The organism is Labilithrix sp. (assembly GCA_019637155.1).
GTDB lineage: Bacteria > Myxococcota_A > Polyangia > Polyangiales > Polyangiaceae > Labilithrix.
The window spans coordinates 117,760-133,040 of record JAHBWE010000013.1; the positions used below are offsets into that span (position 1 = coordinate 117,760).

Genomic DNA, 15,281 nt, shown 5'->3' on the forward strand with positions numbered 1-15,281 from the left:
GAAGGCACCCGCGCGATGAGGGAGGCGCCCGCGCGATGAGGAAGGCGCCCAAGGCGCTGCGGACGAGCGACGTCGCGCGGCCGCGCACGCTCTTGCTCTCCGCGGTCGGCGCGGCGGCCGGCGTGAGCATCGCGGTCGCGGCGGAGGGCACGCCGCTCTCCACCCCGCGCCCGATCGCGCGGCCGCACGCGAAGCTCGGATGCGCCTCGTGCCACGGCGAGGCGACGAGCACGCCGGCGCCGGCGGCGGTGTGCAAGACCTGCCACGGCGGATCTCATGCGTCGACGCGGGCGGGGCATCAGAAGATGATCGCGAAGGGCGAGATGACCTGCCTCACGTGCCACAAGCAGCACGCGGGTGCGCAGGGCGTGACCTTCGACGACGGGCGCGTCGTTCGCTGGGGCGCGAGCGCGGAGGTGATCGTCCCGCGCCAGAACGGGACGATCGCGAGAGGGACGACGGTGCCGCTCGTTGCGACGACGGCGTGCGCGAAGTGTCACGACCTCACGCGCGCGAGCGATCCCGTCTCCGCCTGCGTGCCGGCGCGACGGACCGGCGCGGACGCGGGCGCGCCGAAGGACGTCTCGCTCTGCTTCGACGAGCACGCGCGCGTGCGGGAGACCCATCCGTCCAGCGGCAAGGAGGTCTGCGCGAAGCAGCACGACGCGGCGCGCTTCATCGCGTGGGACGCCGCGGCGGACGTCGCGGCGACGACGCCGTGGGTGGCGACGCCGAAGAAGGAGGGCACGCCGTGGGTGCCGGCCGGCGGCGCGCTCGCGGGCGCGCTCGCCCTCGGGACCGCGAGCACGCTGCTCGAGCGCCGTCGCCGCCGCGCGGCCGACGGGCCCGTCGCGAAGTCTCCCGCCGTCCCGGCGGCGGTGAAGAAGCTGCCCGTCATCAATCCGTCGACGTGCCTCGGCTGCTACGCGTGCGTCGATGCGTGTCCGTTCGACGTCCTCACGATCGAGAAGTACGTCGCCGTCGTCGCGCGCCCCGAGGAGTGTTGCGGCGTCGTGCTCTGCGAGCAGGTCTGCCCGAACGGATCGCTCCAGGTCGCGGAGGGCGAGCCGATCCTCGATCGACCCGCGACCGACGACGCGCTCGAGTCGAAGGACGTCCCCGGCCTCTTCCTCGCCGGCGATCTCACCGGCCTCCCGCTCATCAAGAACGCGATCAACCAGGGCGTCCGCGCGGTCGACCGCATCGCCGCCACGCTCGGGCGGCGCGAGCGCGCGCAGGGCCGAACCGACGTGCTCGTGATCGGCGCGGGCCCCGCGGGCCTCAGCGCCGCGCTGCGGGCGAAGGAGAAGGACCTCTCGTGCGTGGTCGTCGAGCAGGCGACCGTCGCGGCGAGCATCAAGAGCTTCCCGCGCGACAAGATCGTCCACGATCCGCCGCTCGATCTCCCGGTCGAGGGCGAGCTCTGGCTCGAGCAAGCGACGAAAGAGGAGCTCCTCGCGCAGTGGACGCGCATCGTCCGCGCCCGCGCGCTCGACGTACGCGAGGGCCATCGCGTCGTCGACGTCGCGCGCACGAGCGATCGCTTCGTCGTGACGGCGGAGCACGACGGGAGGCAGGTCACGTTCGAGGCCGCGCGCGTCATCTTCGCGATCGGCCGTCGCGGCACGCCGCGTCGCCTCGAGGCCGCGATCGACCCCGCCGCGATCGACCACGTCTTCTACGCGCTCGCCGACGCGCGCAGCTTCGAAGGCAAGAAGGTGCTCGTCGTCGGCCTCGGCGACAGCGCGATGGAGGCCGCGATCGCCCTCGCGCGCCAGCCGAGCACGACCGTCACCGTGACCTACCGCGGCTCGTCTTTCGCGCGCGGCAAGGCGAAGAACATCCGCCAGCTCGAGCAGCTCGTCGCCGAGAAGAAGGTGAAGCTCCTCTTCGAGACGACCCCGGTGTCGATCACACCCACGGCCACCGTCCTCGAGACGGCGGGCCCACACAAGGGCCGCCGCACGCTCGCCACCGACGCCGTCCTCGTCCTCATCGGCGGCGTCCCGAGCTGGGACCTCCTCGAGCGCGCAGGGATCCGCCGCCCGCGTTGAGGGGTGCAAGGTCTCGCCGCGCGACGCGTTGTGGCGTAGAACCTTCCGCGTCGTGGGCCGTAGAAGCGTGTCGGAGCCGCGCTAAATGAAGCTGAAGACCACCATTATTCTCGCTACTTGCGGTGTTCTCCTCTCGGCCGCGGGGGCGTTCGCGATCCCGGTTCAGCCCAGCGTGACGGCGGAGCCGCCCACGGCCCAGATCGCGGCGCAAGGGAAGGGTGGGGCGTGGTCGCAGGTCGGCTCCCGCGTCACCGCGGGGGACACGCTCCTCGTCGACGCGCGGCTCGGGCATGCCACGCTCGGGAAGTCCGGGCGCGGCGAGACGTACCTCTTCGCGCAGGTCACCGGCGCCGACGAGGCCGCCGCCGGCGCGAGCGCGACGCCGATGAACCTCGCCGTCGTCATCGATCGCTCCGGCTCGATGAAGGGCGACCGCATCGCGAACGCGATGAACGCGGCGGTCGGCGCGCTCGAGCGCATGCGCGACGGCGACAGCATCACCGTCGTCAGCTTCGACACGTCCGCCTCCGTCGTCGTGCCTCCCACGCGCGTCAGCGCCGGCAACCGCTCCTCGATCGAGGCGGCGATCCGTGCGATCCGCCTCGGCGGCGACACCTGCATCTCGTGCGGCCTCGACGAAGGCATGAACCAGCTCGAGCGGACGACGCTCGGCGGCGATCGCCTGAACCGCGTCATCCTCCTCTCCGACGGCGTCACGAACAACGGCGTCCGCGACATGTCCGGCATGCGCGCGAAGGCGAGCGACATGCGCGGCCGCGGCGTCACGATCTCCACCATCGGCGTCGACGTCGACTTCGACGAGAAGATGATGGCCGCGATCGCGAACGAGGGGAACGGGCGCCACTACTTCGTCGCGAACGCGAGCGGCCTCCCCGCCGTCTTCGCGCAGGAGTTCGACGACCTCCTCGCGTCGGTCGCGAAGGAGAGCGAGCTCGCGATCGAGCTCGCGCCCGGCGTCGAGGTCGAGGAGGTGTTCGACCGCACCTTCCGCCGCGAAGGCAACAAGATCGTCGTCCCGTTCGGCACGTTCAGCGCGAAGCAGGAGAAGACGGTGCTCGTGAAGCTCCGCGTGCCGACCGATCGCGACGGCGAGCAGCCCGTCGCCGACCTCAAGCTCGCGTTCCGCGACCTCGTCAAGAAGTCCGACGGCTCATGCGACGCGTCGCTCACCCTCGCGGTGAAGGAGGACGGCTCGGAGCAGACGGACCTCGACCCGTTCGTCGCCGCGCGCCTCGAGCGGAGCCGCACCGCGCAGACGCTCACCGAAGCGAACAAGCTCTTCGAGCAGGGCCGCGTCGGCGACGCGCGCGCGAAGCTCGCCACCCGCAACGCGGAGCTGCGGAAGAAGGAGTCCTCGATCGTCGCCGCCGCCTCGGCCGCGCCCGCCACGATCGCGCCGCGGCGCCCTTCGCGGAGCGTCACGAAGGACCTCGACGATCAGTCCGTCGCGCTCGCCGAGGCGGAGCGCCAGTTCGCGCAGCCCCCGCCCGCGAAGGCCGGCGCCCCCGCCGCCGGTCCGGGCTCGCGTGAGGGCAAGGCCCAGGTCCGCTCGAACCAACAGAAAGCAGCGGATTTCGGCTTTTAGACGGATTGCTCGCGAGCCGCTCGAGCCGGGTTCTGATCAGCGCGCGCGGTGCCAGTCGATCGGGACGAGGACCTGCTGCTGGTCGGGGAGCTCGAGCGCGATGAGCGTGGGGTTCCAGCTCCGGAGGCGCCGGCGCAGCCCGTCGCGATCGAAGGCGAGGGCCTGCTCGTCGAGCGCCGCGAGCTCGCTCGGCTCCGGTCGCCAGCGCGTGACGAGTCCCGCTCGACGCCGTACGCCCTCTGCGCGCGCGTCCGGCGTCCCGTCCGCGAAGAACTCGGGCGCGTAGTGAAATCCGAGGCCCGAGACGTAGTCGGGCGACGCGACGACGAGCGCCTTCGTCCGGCGCGCGAGCGCGTCGAGGACCGGCGTCGACGCGCCGAAGCAGGTGTCGAGGACGACGAGCTCGGGGTCGAAGCAAGCGACCTTCGCCGCGAGGTCGTCCGGCGTCGCCCCGAGGTACGTCGGCGGCAGGCTGTGCCCGGAGACGATCACCGTCGCGCGCTTCGTCCCGTCGCAGCGCACCTCGTCGAGCGCGTGGTAGTCGCATCGTCCGGGCGGGCAATCGACCCGGAGCTGCGGCGTGTCGCGAGCGTAGACGACGGCCGTCGTCGGCCGCGGCGCCGGCCGATGGTCGCGTGCGCCGTGAGCGTCGCTCCACGAGAGGATGCCGCTCTCGTAGCGATTGCCTTCGGCGAGCACCTGGCCTTCGGCGGAGAGGATCCAGCCGTGCCCCTCGATCGACGCGTACACGACGGGCAGACGGAGCTCGGCCGCCCGGAGCGCGAGGATGCCGCGAACCTGATTGGCCGAGGCCTCCGAGAATGCCTGATAGCGCTCGCTCGAGAGGACGACGATGACGTCGCCACCCGCGTCGCGCCCCTGCGAAATGAGGTGTCGAGCCATGAATTCAAAACAGACCAGCGGGATCAGTCTCCGGTTCGCGGCCGTCAGCAGCGGGACGTTCGTGCCGGGCTTGAATGCCTTTTGGCCAATCCCGAATATCCGCCGCTCCGTGATCGGAAAGAGGACTTGCTTCGCCCGAGCACTGGTGATTTCGCCATTCGGCTCGACCACCACGGCGGAGTTGAACGAGTGCGTCCCGCGATGGGTGAGGAGACCGGCGAGGTGGGTCGTGGCGGCTCCGCCGATCGGCCAGTCGAGGCGCGTATCGCGGGCGGGGCCCTCTCCGATCCGAGGGCTCGCCGAGAAGCTCCCTTCGGGCCACACGACCAGATCGAGATCGGGCTCGTCGACGGTGGGAAAGGCATAGTCGCTCTTCATGTGTACGGCGCCCATGCCCTCGAGCACGTGGCGGTCCCGCTCGCGCGGTCGTGGAAGGACGAGCAGGACGACGAAGAGCACGGCCGCCGGAAGGGCGATCCGCCGGTCCCACTTCCCGATCGCCTCTCCCGCGCCGACGAGGATGAAGAGACCCATCACGAGCGTCGGCACGAGGCCGAAGCGCGCGACCGACCGGAGCATCGGCTCCACCGTGTGAAAGATCCCCAGCCACTCGACGGTGATGTTGGTGAGGGGCCACTGCAGCTGCTCGCCCAGCGCCCACGCGAGGGGGAACCAGACGCACACCGGGACCCTCCGTTCGAAGGACGCCGCCGCGGCGATCACCAGCAGCGCCGTCGTCGGCAGCGCCTCGAGAACGATGAACGCGAGCGCGATCTCGCGCGCGGTCGCGGTCTTCCCCGGGAAGAAGACCGCCGTCATCTCGAATGACCACTGCAGCCAGAGCCCGTGGCTCACGAGTTGCGAGGCGAGGATGCCCACCACGAGCATCCAGCGCCGCGGCGTCCGGACGATGATGTAGGCCCAGAGGACCATCCCGACGACGGCGAGCGGCCAGAGCCACGGCGCCTGGCGCGACAGGCCGATCAGCACGCCAGCCGCGAGATGACCAAGGAGCGCCACGACCCATGAGAGACCGCGGCCGTAGCCCGAGGTCTACGTAGCTCTTTGGCTACCTTCGCGCGGACGGCCGGCAGGGGGACGATCGAGCATTCCGTCCGAGGAGGACTCGATGCGCATTGGTTCTGGTCTGGTCATCGCGGCCTGCGTCGCCTTGAGCTGTAGCAGCGGCAAGAACGACCCAGACTACGAGGAGTACTACGAAGACGAGGAGATCGGCTTCGAGGTGGAAGAGTTCGCGTGGGACGACGTCGAAGCCGAGGAGTTGGACTCGCACTGGACGCGGACCGAGACGGCGAAGGTCGAGATCAAAGGCCTCGGCGTGCACGAGGTTCGGCTCACCGAGCTCGACTTCTTCGTCGACGTCGAGGACCCGAAGTCGGGGACGCAGGTGCTCGAGGTCGAGGACCTCGTGACGAAGAACTTCCGCGCAGTGGTCTTCGTGCCGCGCGAGAGCGCCATCCTGATGGAGAGCGAAGACAAGGACGTGCTCATCATCAAGAACCCCGACGGCAGCTACACCGTCGATGACCAGCCGGCCGCGAACGGCCGCGCGGCGGTCGAGATCCTGAAGCAGAATCCCATCTTCGGAGATGCGTCTCCGCACGGGATGCTCCTCGCGTATTCGATCGCGCAGAAGAAGACGAACTGGAGCAGCCTCATGAAGTCGGGGGTCAGCGGCCCAACGAAGTTCGAGGGCGTGCGGGCGGAGAGCGGCTCCGTGTGCGAGCGCTTTCAGGACTTCTGCGATTGCGCCGCGTGCTTCAAGGCCGGGAATGTCGACAGCTGCAGTCGCTGTCCGAAATAGCCCATTCTGAATCGATCCAGAGGGCCATCAGCTCGGCGCGGCTGCTGACCGAGAATACGCGATAGATGTGCTCGACGTATTTGTGGACGGTGCGCGTGCTCAAGCCGAGGGCGCCGGCGGCCTCCTTCTCGCTCTTCCCGGAGAGCAGCACGTCGAGCACGCGAGCGTGACGCCGGCCGAGGCGTCCGCGGAGGACCACGCGCGGGTGCTTCGTGAGCCCTTCGTACACGGCGCGGTTCATCCAGGAGAGGCTCGTCTGGAGCATGTCGACGAGCTTGGCGTCGCGCGCCGTGAAGCGGCGCTGGCGCACGGGCCGGCAGACGGCGAGCGTGACGAAGGTGTCGGGCCCGAGCGGAGCAATGCTGCCGAGGGTGTCGTCGAATCCCAGGCCGTGCGTCCAGTCCGCGACGTGAGCGCTGCTGTTCCATTCGCGATCCGCCACGAGCTCTTCACGACGTACGGTCCGCTTGGAGGGGGTCTCGTAGATGCGCCGCCACATCGGGTGGTCGCGATAGGTGTAGGCGCCGAGGTATCCGCTCTGCCAGCGGCGGAGGGTCGACTCGTCGAGGCCGACGAGCTCCGACGTGATCACGCTGAGGTCCGCGGCCGATCCTCCGCGCTGGGCGATGAGCCACCACGTCGTCGACTCCCCGATGAGCCGCGGGACGCTCGCCACGAGATGCTTCCGCGCGTCGGCGATCGAGGTGGCGAAGAGCTCGCCGACCTCACCGGCCAACATGATCACGTTGCGAAGGTCCGCGCTCGAAGGCTCGGTTGGTCGCACGGGATCGAGCTTACGCGGCGTTCGTCCCTCCCGGGAGCCCGCTCGTCATCGTCTGGCAGCGCGCGGCGGCATGTGCTGGAGTGGAGGCGGGATGCCCCTCGGTCTCTACCTCTCGGCTGCGATCGCAAATGGGCCGCTGAACGCGCGGCTGCGGGAGGTGCTGCCCGCCTCCCGCTTCGAGCTGATCCTGCCGCAGGAGTTCACGCCCGCGGTTCCACACGCCGACCTCCCGCGGGCGATCTACGAACGCTGCATCGAGGAGATGGAACGCTGCGACGCGGCGCTCCTCCTGCTCGATGCGTTCGGCGTCGACTGCGCGAGCGAAGCCGGGTGGCTCGCGGCGAAGAAGAAGCCGCTCATCGGGATCTGCCAGGCGAGCGCGCGCTTCCTCCAGCACTGGATGGTCAAGGGCAACCTGACTTGTGTGATATGTCTCGAGGACATACTGTTCGAGATGGTCAAGCGTGACCCCATCCTCCGGTCGGTGCCCGTTCGCCGGTGCGCGCGCCACGCCGACCTCGGCGATCACATCGAGCAGCTGGTTCAAGCAGGGAGAGAATCACGATGAGCGACGTCACCAAGATTCTCGAGCGCGCGCTCGCCGATGAGGCGTACCGCGACCGTCTCCTCGCCGATCCCAACGCCGCGGCGACCGAGCTCGGCGCGACGTTCACCGCCGACGAGGTCGCGGCGGTGAAGGCCATGTCGGTCGACGAGTTCAAGCAGTTCGCGGCCGAGTACGCGTCCAGCACCGACCCCGCGAAGCGCCGCGCCGCCTGCTGAACCGGCGGTGGGGAGTGGCCTCGTCCTCGGCGTCGACGTCGGCAACGCGAAGCTGAAGCTGTGCGTCGCCGGACGCGGGCAGCCGCGCTGGATGAGCCGTCCCCTCCCTTACGACGATCGCGCGCGCTACCGGCGTCATCGCGACTTCGAGGTCGGCGTTCCGCCGCTCGTCGACGAGTTCCTCGGCGACGCGAAGGGCGAGATCTCGCTGGTCGTCGTCGTCACGAGCTCCGGCTACGCGTACCCGACGTACCGCGAGGGGATCGTCCACACGATGGCCCTCATCGCGCGTACGGTCCCCGCGGCGGAGTGCTTCGCCCTCGCACACGACGGTGAGCTCGTGAGCGCCTCGGAGATCGCCTCCGGATCGCCGGAGCTCCTCGGGGCGCTCACGTTCACGAACGGCGTTGGCGCCGCCGTCCTCGCGCGCCGGCTCGAGTGGCTCGGCGCGAGCGGGCTCGTGGTGGACACGGGGGGGACGACCTCTCAGGTCGCCGCCATCGTCGACGGCGAGATCGAGCCGCACGTGAAGATCGATCGCGCGCGCTACCTCGAGCACCGCCTGCGCTCGGGAAAAGCCGCGTGGATCGGATCGCAGACGCTGCCGCTGGAGTGCCTCGCGCCGGAGGTGCCGGTCGGTGATCGGCGCTTCCCCGTGCTGCCGCGCGGCGTGACCTTCGATGCCGTCGTCTCCGCGCTCGACCTCGCGCCGCCGGAGCTCGCGACGAAGCTGAGCCTGTTCGGGCTCGCGCCGCGGAAGGAGAGCGCGCTGCGAGCGATCGCCGACTCCGTCAACCTCGACGCGAACATGGCGAGCGAGGAGGAGCTCATCGGCCTCGCGCGGCACTACCTCGAGCTCGCGATCGATCGCCTCGCCGGCGAGCTCCGCCTCGCGCTCGCCGCTTCCCCCGCGCACGCTCGCGAGCGCGCGCTCGTGTTCGGGCTCGGCGGTCCGTGGCTCACCGCGCCTGCGCTCCGTCGCGCGGGCGTCGAGGAGATCGCGCTCGCCTCGCGCTGGCTCGCGCCGGAGCTGGCCGAGGTCGCGTCGTGCTACGGCGCCTGCCATGCCGGGCTCGAGCGGCTGGCCGGGAGAGCGCTGTCCCCGTGCTGACCCGCGAAGACTGGATCGGGGAGGCGACCGCGATCCTGGCCGAGCTCGCGGCCGTGCTCGCGCCCTACGAGGTCACGCTGAGCCCCGACCTCCGCGTGGCGGCGGACCCGCATCCGTGCCCCGGCTACGTGCACGAGGATCGCGTGATCGGCTTCTGTCCTCCTGTCGTCGAGGGCCCGGTCGATCGCGCGCGCTGGCTCTTCTACTGCCGCATGATGGGGTGCACGTCCGTCGACGACGCGGCCCTCTTCTACGAGGTCGCGCTCCCGTTCATCATGTGCCACGAGGCCTCGCATCACCTCCGCATGACGCGCGGTGTGGCGTCGGCGAGCCACTTCATCGAGGAGCAGGTGTGCGATCGCATGGCCGCGGCGATGGTCGGGGCGATGCCCTCGCGTCGCGCGACGCTCGAGCCTCTCCGCGCCGCGTGCGCTCGCTCGATCGCGCGGCTCGCCGAGAGCTTCGGCGGCTCACCGGGCGCCGCGTTCGTCCCCGAGATCGGCGATGTCCTCGTCGCGACGGCGCGGCTCGATCGCGCGGAGCTCGAGCGGCTCGAGCGGCTCGCCGCGAGGCGCAGCATCCCGCTCGACGAGCTGCTCCAGCTCACGGCCGGCGCGGCGTCGGCGGTGGGTGACGCCGGCGCGGCGCGAGAGCTCGCGCGGCAGCACGTCGACACGCGCTACACGAGCAACCCCGCCGACTACTGGCACCTCGGGCTCACCTGGGTCGAGAGCTACCTCGCGCGCGCGGTGCGGCCGTCGCTCGACGACGTGCTCAACGAGCACGTGTTTCGCGCGCGCGACCAGCGCACGCGAGGCGACGAGGTCGCGAGCGTGCTCCTCTCCATGCTCGACGTGCCCGAGTATCGCGCGAGCGCCGCCGAGGGGCTCCTCGAGCTTCAGGGCGCGGACGCGATCGCTGCCGTCGCCGCGCGCGCGGTCGAATACGACGACGCGCTCGACGCGCTCGTACGGCGCTGGCCGGGCGGTGACTCGAGCGCGCTCGACCAGCTCGAGGCGCGGGGCTCCCCGGAGCGCGCGCGCCTCCTCGTCCGCCTCCGTGCGCTCGCCGGCCGTGCCTTCGAAGGTCGCCCCGAAGGTCTCCGCTCCGATGCGCTCGACCTCGAGCTCGCCGCCGCGGATCGCAGCACGGACGCGAGCGTCGTGGAGGCGCTCCTCCTCGATCCCGAGAAGAGCGCCGCGCTCCTCGAGGCCTGGGAGGCGCACGGCCGCACGCTCGCCGAGCTGCCGCGCGTCGCGCTGATCGACGTGCCCGCTCGCGTCCGGCGCTCGATCATGCGCCTCGCGAGCGGCGACGCGGTCGGCGCGCCGCACGCGATCGCCGAGCTCGCCGACCCCTTCGAAGCGGACGCGGCGGCGACCGCGGTCGCGCACGCGCTCCTCGACCGCCTCGATGCGCAGGATGTGGCGGAGCTGGCGCTGCCGCACCTCCCCGCCCGTGGCGGTCCGCAGTGGGACGCGCTCATGACCGCGTTGCGGCGCCCGTTCGTGTGGGCCGCCTCGACGGATCTGCGCGTCGCGGCGGCACGCGCGGATCTCGCCGGCGTGGAGCCCGCCGCCGATCCGGTCGTGAAGCAGCTCGCGACCGAGCTCCTGACGCATGCCGAGGCCTTGCTCGTGCGGCGCACGCCGCTGCTCGCGGCCGAGCCGGCGACGGCGGAGGCGCTCGCGGCGGAGGTGCTCGCGATGTCGGCACGCGCGGAGGCGCTCGAGGCGCTCCGCGCGCTCGCGCCGCGTCACACGTCGAGCGCGGTCGCGAACCTGGCCGCCGGCGCGAGCGCGCGCGGGCCGATCGACGATGTCGTCTGCGCCGTGCTCGCGAACGCGGCGCCGCCCGATCTCCGCGCGCGGGCCGAGCTCATCCTCCGCGGCGAGGCCTCATCGTCGGGCGTCGCGCCCTCGCCCTCTCTTCCCGAGCTCGCGTCGCTCGCGCTCTCTCCCACGAAGGACACCATGCTGACGATCGAGAAGCTCGTTCACCTCCGCGCGGTCCCGCTCTTCGGGGCCGTCGCCCTCGACCAGCTCCGCGAGATCGCGGAGGTCGCGATGGTGCAGACGTTCCCGCGCGACGCCGAGCTCTTCCGCGAAGGCGACGTGGGGGATCGCCTCTTCGTCGTCCTCTCCGGCCAGGTCGGGATCGAGGCGGAGGTGAACGGTCAGACCGTCACGCTCGATCGCCTCGGACCTTCGATGTGTTTCGGCGAGATGGCGCTCTTCGAGGGAATGCCACGCTCCGCGACCGCTCGAGCGCTCACGCCGTGCCGTGTGTTGACCCTCTCGGGCGCCGCGATCGCGCGCGTCGGTCGCGCCGAGCCCCAGATCTACGAGGCGTTCCTGCGCGTGCTCTCGAAGAAGCTGCGCGACGCGAGCCAGGTGCTCCGCGCGCGCGGCGGCGTCGGCTAGCTAGAGCTCGTCGAGGAGCACGTCGCCCGTCCGAGTCTTCTTCGTGAGACCAAGGCGAGCGACGATGCGCGTCTCCGCGTCGTGCCATGTCGCCCAGAGGTCGGGTCCGCCGAGCACCTCGCAGCCGAGATCGCGGAGCCTGGCGACGTGAGGCTCGTAGATGCGGCGGTCCATGCGCGGATGAATCGCCGGCGCGACGAGGATGCGATCCTTGGCGCTGAACGCAAATAGCCTGGTGACGGGGCACGTCACCTCGCCGAGCGCGCACTGCGAGAGGACGCGTGCGGTCGCGGGGTGGAGGACGAGGAGATCGGCGTCGGCGAGGGAGAGGTGCACGGGGACCGCGCTGCCAGGCGCGAAGCGAGTGTCGGGCTCGTAGACGAACGAGCCGGTCACCCCCATCAGCGCAGTCCGCGTCACGAACTCGAGCGCCCCCGCCGACACCGCCGCGCGCACCTCGACCCCGTAGTCGGCGCGAAGGTAGAGGAGACGCTGGGGGAGCATGGCAGTCTCGAGGCTGCCGCCAGCAGCGAGCACGACGGTCGGCATGGGCGAAGCTTATCCGCACGCCGGCCAAGTGCCTTGACGGTTCATCTGCATGATCGCGCACATGCATGATGCAATCTACGGTGGCGAGGAGGACAGCCTGGGCTGCGGCTCGTCATTCTAAATTAGCACAAAAATCGAATTTTGGCTTTTGGACGGATTACTCGAGCGGCGGCGCGGTCGTGAGCATGCGCGGGCTCGGGATGCACGTGCTCCCGCCGGCGCAGCTGACGTTGGTCGTCTCGGCTTGCGGCGCGCCCGTCTCGGCGCTGTCGTTCTTGCCCCAGATCCAGAGCGACGCGTCCGGCTTGATCGTCGCGACCGCGTAGGGGCTGAGGGCGATCTCCCGGACCGGGTTCTGGCTCGGCACGACGTGGGCGAGCGGGCGGCAGGCCGTTCCGCCGCAGGTCGTGTCGGTGACGTTCTCGAGCTGGCCGTAGCGACCGTCGCCCCAGCAGACGAGGCGGTCGGCGACCTTCGCGCACGCGGTCTCGCCCGCGACGGCGAGCTGCAGCGTCTTCAGCTGAGGCACGTCGACCGGGACGCGGTGCTCGTTCGTGTCGGGGATCCCCTGGCCGAGGCCGCCGTGCGAGTTGTCGCCCCAGCACTTGATGACGCCGTCGGTCGTGTGGAGGCACACGATGCCCTGGCCGACGCGGACCTCCGCGGCGCCGGTGAGGACCGTGCCCTCCGGCGTCGCCGCGACGCGCTTCGGCGTGGGATCGAACGGGAGGCCGTTGCACTGCGTCGCGTCGGAGGGCAGGGGATGGCCGAGCGAGCCTTTGTGGTCCGTGCCCCAGCACAGCACGCTCGAGTCGAGGGCGACGGTGCACATCTGATCGGGGCCGAGCGAGATGGAGGCTTGCGGAAAGAGGCCCGGCACGCGCGTCGAGCCGATGACCGCTTCGCCGGCGCGGCCGAAGAGCGGACACGCGTTGTCGCCCCAGCAGAAGACGGCGCCGTCGACGAGCAGGACGCAGGCGTGCTCGCCCGCGGCCTCGACCTGCGCGACGCGCTCCGCGACGAGCTCGGGCGTGAAGCGCGAGGTGACGTCGCGACCCTGGATCTGCCCCTTCGCGTTGTTGCCCCAGCACCAGAGCTGGTCCTTGTCGTCGAGCGCGCACGCGAAGTCCTTGCCCGCCTTCACCGTCGCGATGCGCGGGAGACCTTCGACCTTCGAGGGCAGCGGCGAGCAAGGGAACGTGCCGCAGGATCCGGTCGCGGCGGGATCGCGGCCGAGCTGACCGACGTCGTTCTTGCCCCAGCACCACACCGAACGGTCCTTCGCGACGACGCAGGCGAAGTCGTCGCCGAGCGCGATCGACGACGGGGGCAGCACCTTCGGCGCCTCCGCTTCCTCTTGCGGGCGCGACGTCGCGATCGGCTTCGGGCCCGCGTCGCCGTCGTTCGTGCTCGGCAGCTCGTCGGGCGGACCGAGCACGTCGTCGTTGCCGCCGCACGCGTAGACGAACGCCGGGACGACGAGCGCCGCGATGAGGATCCCCAGACGACGAAGTCGCGGACGCGAAAAGCGAAGCTCGGACATTCTTGCGATCATAGCCCATCCGCCTGTGCGGCTTCCAGACGCGACCCACGCGCCACAATGTGGTGCGCGGGCGCGCGGGGAGGACCTCCCGCACGCACCTCCCACATCCACATTTTCGCCGACGTCGAGCGGCGCCGGGGCTCGGCACCGACGGTGCACCGAGACGGCGGGCATGAGCGCGATGCGGTCCGGGTTGCGCGTCCCCCGTCTGGTGATGCCTCTGCTCGTCCTCGCGACGAGCGCTTGTTATCGACCTGCCACCGAAGCGAGCGCGCGAGGAAGCTGGTCTTACGAGGTCGACCCTCCCGCCGCCGGCTCGCGCGTCGTCACGGTGGAGGCGACCTTCGACGGCGCGCGGACGGAGCGGCTCGGGATCCCGCGCGAGGCGGCCGCGCACGTGAAGGAGCTCAAGGTCCGCGAGGGCGACTCGCTTCGTCCGGTCGAGCGGCGCAACAACGAGTGGTTCGAGCGCTCGTGCAACTTCCGCTGCACGGTGAGCTACACGGTCGACCTCGGCGAGATGGCCGACGCGTGCAAGGACGAGGTCGACTGCGCCCGCCGCGTCGGCCCCGCGACGCTGTCGCCCGCGCTCGCGTGGCTCGTGCACCCGGTCCCGCGGACCGACGTGCCGGTGACGGTCCGCGTGCATCCGCCCGACGCCGCGCAGTTCGCGAGCGGCATGAACGCGGTCGAGCCCGACGCGACCGGGACGACGTACTCGTTCCGCTCGTTCGATCTCGACGAGGGCAGCTTCACCGCGTTCGGTCCGATGCGGCGCACGTCGATCGACGTCCCCGGCAAGGACGGGAAGAAGGCGCGCCTCGACCTCGCCATCCTCGGCGACACGAAGTACGCGATGCCCGACTCCGCGATCCGCGAGTGGGTCGAGGAGGCGGCGAACGTGACGGTGCCGCTGTTCGGTCGCTTCCCGGTCGATCGCGCGACGCTCTTCGTCGTCCCGGCGAAGGGAGAGGACGAGGTCGTGTTCGGGAAGGTGCTCTCCCTCGCCGGCGCGTCGGTCGTCGTCGTCCTCGGCGACAAGATGCCGGCGAGCGCGCGGCACAAGGACTGGGTCCTCGTGCACGAGCTCTTCCACCTCGGCTTCCCCACCTTCCGCGGCGAGGGCCGCTGGCTCGGCGAAGGGCTCGCGACCTACTACGAGCCGATCTTGCGCGCGCGCGCGGGCTGGACGAGCGAGGCGGAGGTGTTCCGCCAGTTCGCGCGCAACATGCCGCGCGGGCAGCCGCCGCGCGGATCGAGCGCGGGGCTCTCCGCGCGCGACGACCTCGACACGATCTACTGGGGCGGAGCGATGTTCTGCCTCGCCGCCGACGTCCGCATCCGCGAGGAGACGCGCGGCAAGCGCTCGCTCGACGACGTGATCCGCGCCGCGCTCGACAAGGGCGGCGACGCCACCCGCGTGTGGACGGTGCGCGACGTCGTCGCCCTCGCCGACAAGGTGACCGGCACGAACGTGCTCTCCGAGATGTACGAGCGGCACGCGGCGCGCGGCGAGCGGATCGATCTCGACGCGCTCCTCTCCTCGCTCGGCGTCTCCGCCGACGGCAAGGAGGTGGACGAGACGCGCCCGCTCGCCTGGATCCGCCGCGGGATCGCGCTCGGCGACCGGACGTACGAGGACGCGGAGCTCGCGCAGACCCCGTAGTCATTTCGTTCGCCGGAGCGCGACGAGAAGCACG

At 71.0% G+C, this 15,281-nt stretch carries 12 protein-coding genes; 8 read left to right on the forward strand and 4 right to left on the reverse strand.

All coding sequences use genetic code 11. The features are described 5' to 3' along the window. Positions 1–35 precede the first annotated feature (35 nt). Both KF837_26845 and KF837_26850 read left to right on the forward strand, forming a co-directional pair. Positions 36–2,054 (forward strand): NAD(P)-binding domain-containing protein, encoded by a 2,019-nt coding sequence (locus tag KF837_26845; GenBank protein MBX3230968.1) that lies wholly within the window; start codon positions 36–38, stop codon positions 2,052–2,054. A gap of 85 nt (positions 2,055–2,139) precedes the next feature. Continuing rightward, the gene (locus tag KF837_26850; protein ID MBX3230969.1) at positions 2,140–3,660 is read left to right on the forward strand and encodes a VWA domain-containing protein; all 1,521 of its coding nucleotides are present in this window, start codon (positions 2,140–2,142) and stop codon (positions 3,658–3,660) included. Between the two features lie 36 nt (positions 3,661–3,696). Here KF837_26850 and KF837_26855 read toward each other — a convergent pair whose 3' ends face one another. Next, positions 3,697–5,553: a hypothetical protein gene (locus tag KF837_26855; protein MBX3230970.1), complete on the reverse strand. Its 1,857-nt coding sequence runs from the start codon at positions 5,551–5,553 to the stop codon at positions 3,697–3,699. A 139-nt stretch (positions 5,554–5,692) separates the two neighbouring features. Between KF837_26855 and KF837_26860 the strand changes: the two genes are divergently transcribed. After that, complete coding sequence (locus KF837_26860; protein MBX3230971.1) at positions 5,693–6,388, forward strand: hypothetical protein; 696 nt, start codon at positions 5,693–5,695, stop codon at positions 6,386–6,388. Here the strand turns inward: KF837_26860 and KF837_26865 are convergent. Then, positions 6,345–7,172 (reverse strand): helix-turn-helix transcriptional regulator, encoded by an 828-nt coding sequence (locus KF837_26865; protein MBX3230972.1) that lies wholly within the window; start codon positions 7,170–7,172, stop codon positions 6,345–6,347. The genes KF837_26860 and KF837_26865 overlap by 44 nt on opposite strands. A 91-nt stretch (positions 7,173–7,263) precedes the next feature. Here KF837_26865 and KF837_26870 point away from each other — a divergent pair, with 91 nt between their 5' ends. From KF837_26870 to KF837_26885, 4 genes are read left to right on the forward strand one after another with little or no spacing between them, the layout of a single operon-like run. Then, positions 7,264–7,740 carry a nucleoside 2-deoxyribosyltransferase gene (locus KF837_26870; protein ID MBX3230973.1) on the forward strand — a complete coding sequence of 159 codons (477 nt, stop codon included), beginning with the start codon at positions 7,264–7,266 and terminating at the stop codon, positions 7,738–7,740. Next, on the forward strand, positions 7,737–7,955 hold the full coding sequence (locus tag KF837_26875; protein ID MBX3230974.1) for a hypothetical protein: 219 nt from the start codon (positions 7,737–7,739) through the stop codon (positions 7,953–7,955). The genes KF837_26870 and KF837_26875 overlap by 4 nt, the downstream gene beginning before the upstream one ends. Before the next feature lie 7 nt (positions 7,956–7,962). After that, the gene (locus tag KF837_26880; protein ID MBX3230975.1) at positions 7,963–9,066 is read left to right on the forward strand and encodes a hypothetical protein; all 1,104 of its coding nucleotides are present in this window, start codon (positions 7,963–7,965) and stop codon (positions 9,064–9,066) included. Further along, positions 9,060–11,489 (forward strand): Crp/Fnr family transcriptional regulator, encoded by a 2,430-nt coding sequence (locus tag KF837_26885; GenBank protein MBX3230976.1) that lies wholly within the window; start codon positions 9,060–9,062, stop codon positions 11,487–11,489. The genes KF837_26880 and KF837_26885 overlap by 7 nt, the downstream gene beginning before the upstream one ends. On the opposite strand, the gene KF837_26890 is transcribed toward KF837_26885, so the two are convergent. Continuing rightward, entirely contained in the window at positions 11,490–12,038 is a 549-nt protein-coding gene (locus KF837_26890) for a hypothetical protein (protein ID MBX3230977.1), read from the reverse strand. It lies immediately after the preceding gene. 157 nt (positions 12,039–12,195) lie between these two features. After that, positions 12,196–13,581 carry a hypothetical protein gene (locus tag KF837_26895; protein ID MBX3230978.1) on the reverse strand — a complete coding sequence of 462 codons (1,386 nt, stop codon included), beginning with the start codon at positions 13,579–13,581 and terminating at the stop codon, positions 12,196–12,198. 211 nt (positions 13,582–13,792) lie between these two features. Between KF837_26895 and KF837_26900 the strand changes: the two genes are divergently transcribed. Continuing rightward, the gene (locus KF837_26900) at positions 13,793–15,247 is read left to right on the forward strand and encodes a hypothetical protein (GenBank protein ID MBX3230979.1); all 1,455 of its coding nucleotides are present in this window, start codon (positions 13,793–13,795) and stop codon (positions 15,245–15,247) included. Positions 15,248–15,281: the final 34 nt, after the last annotated feature.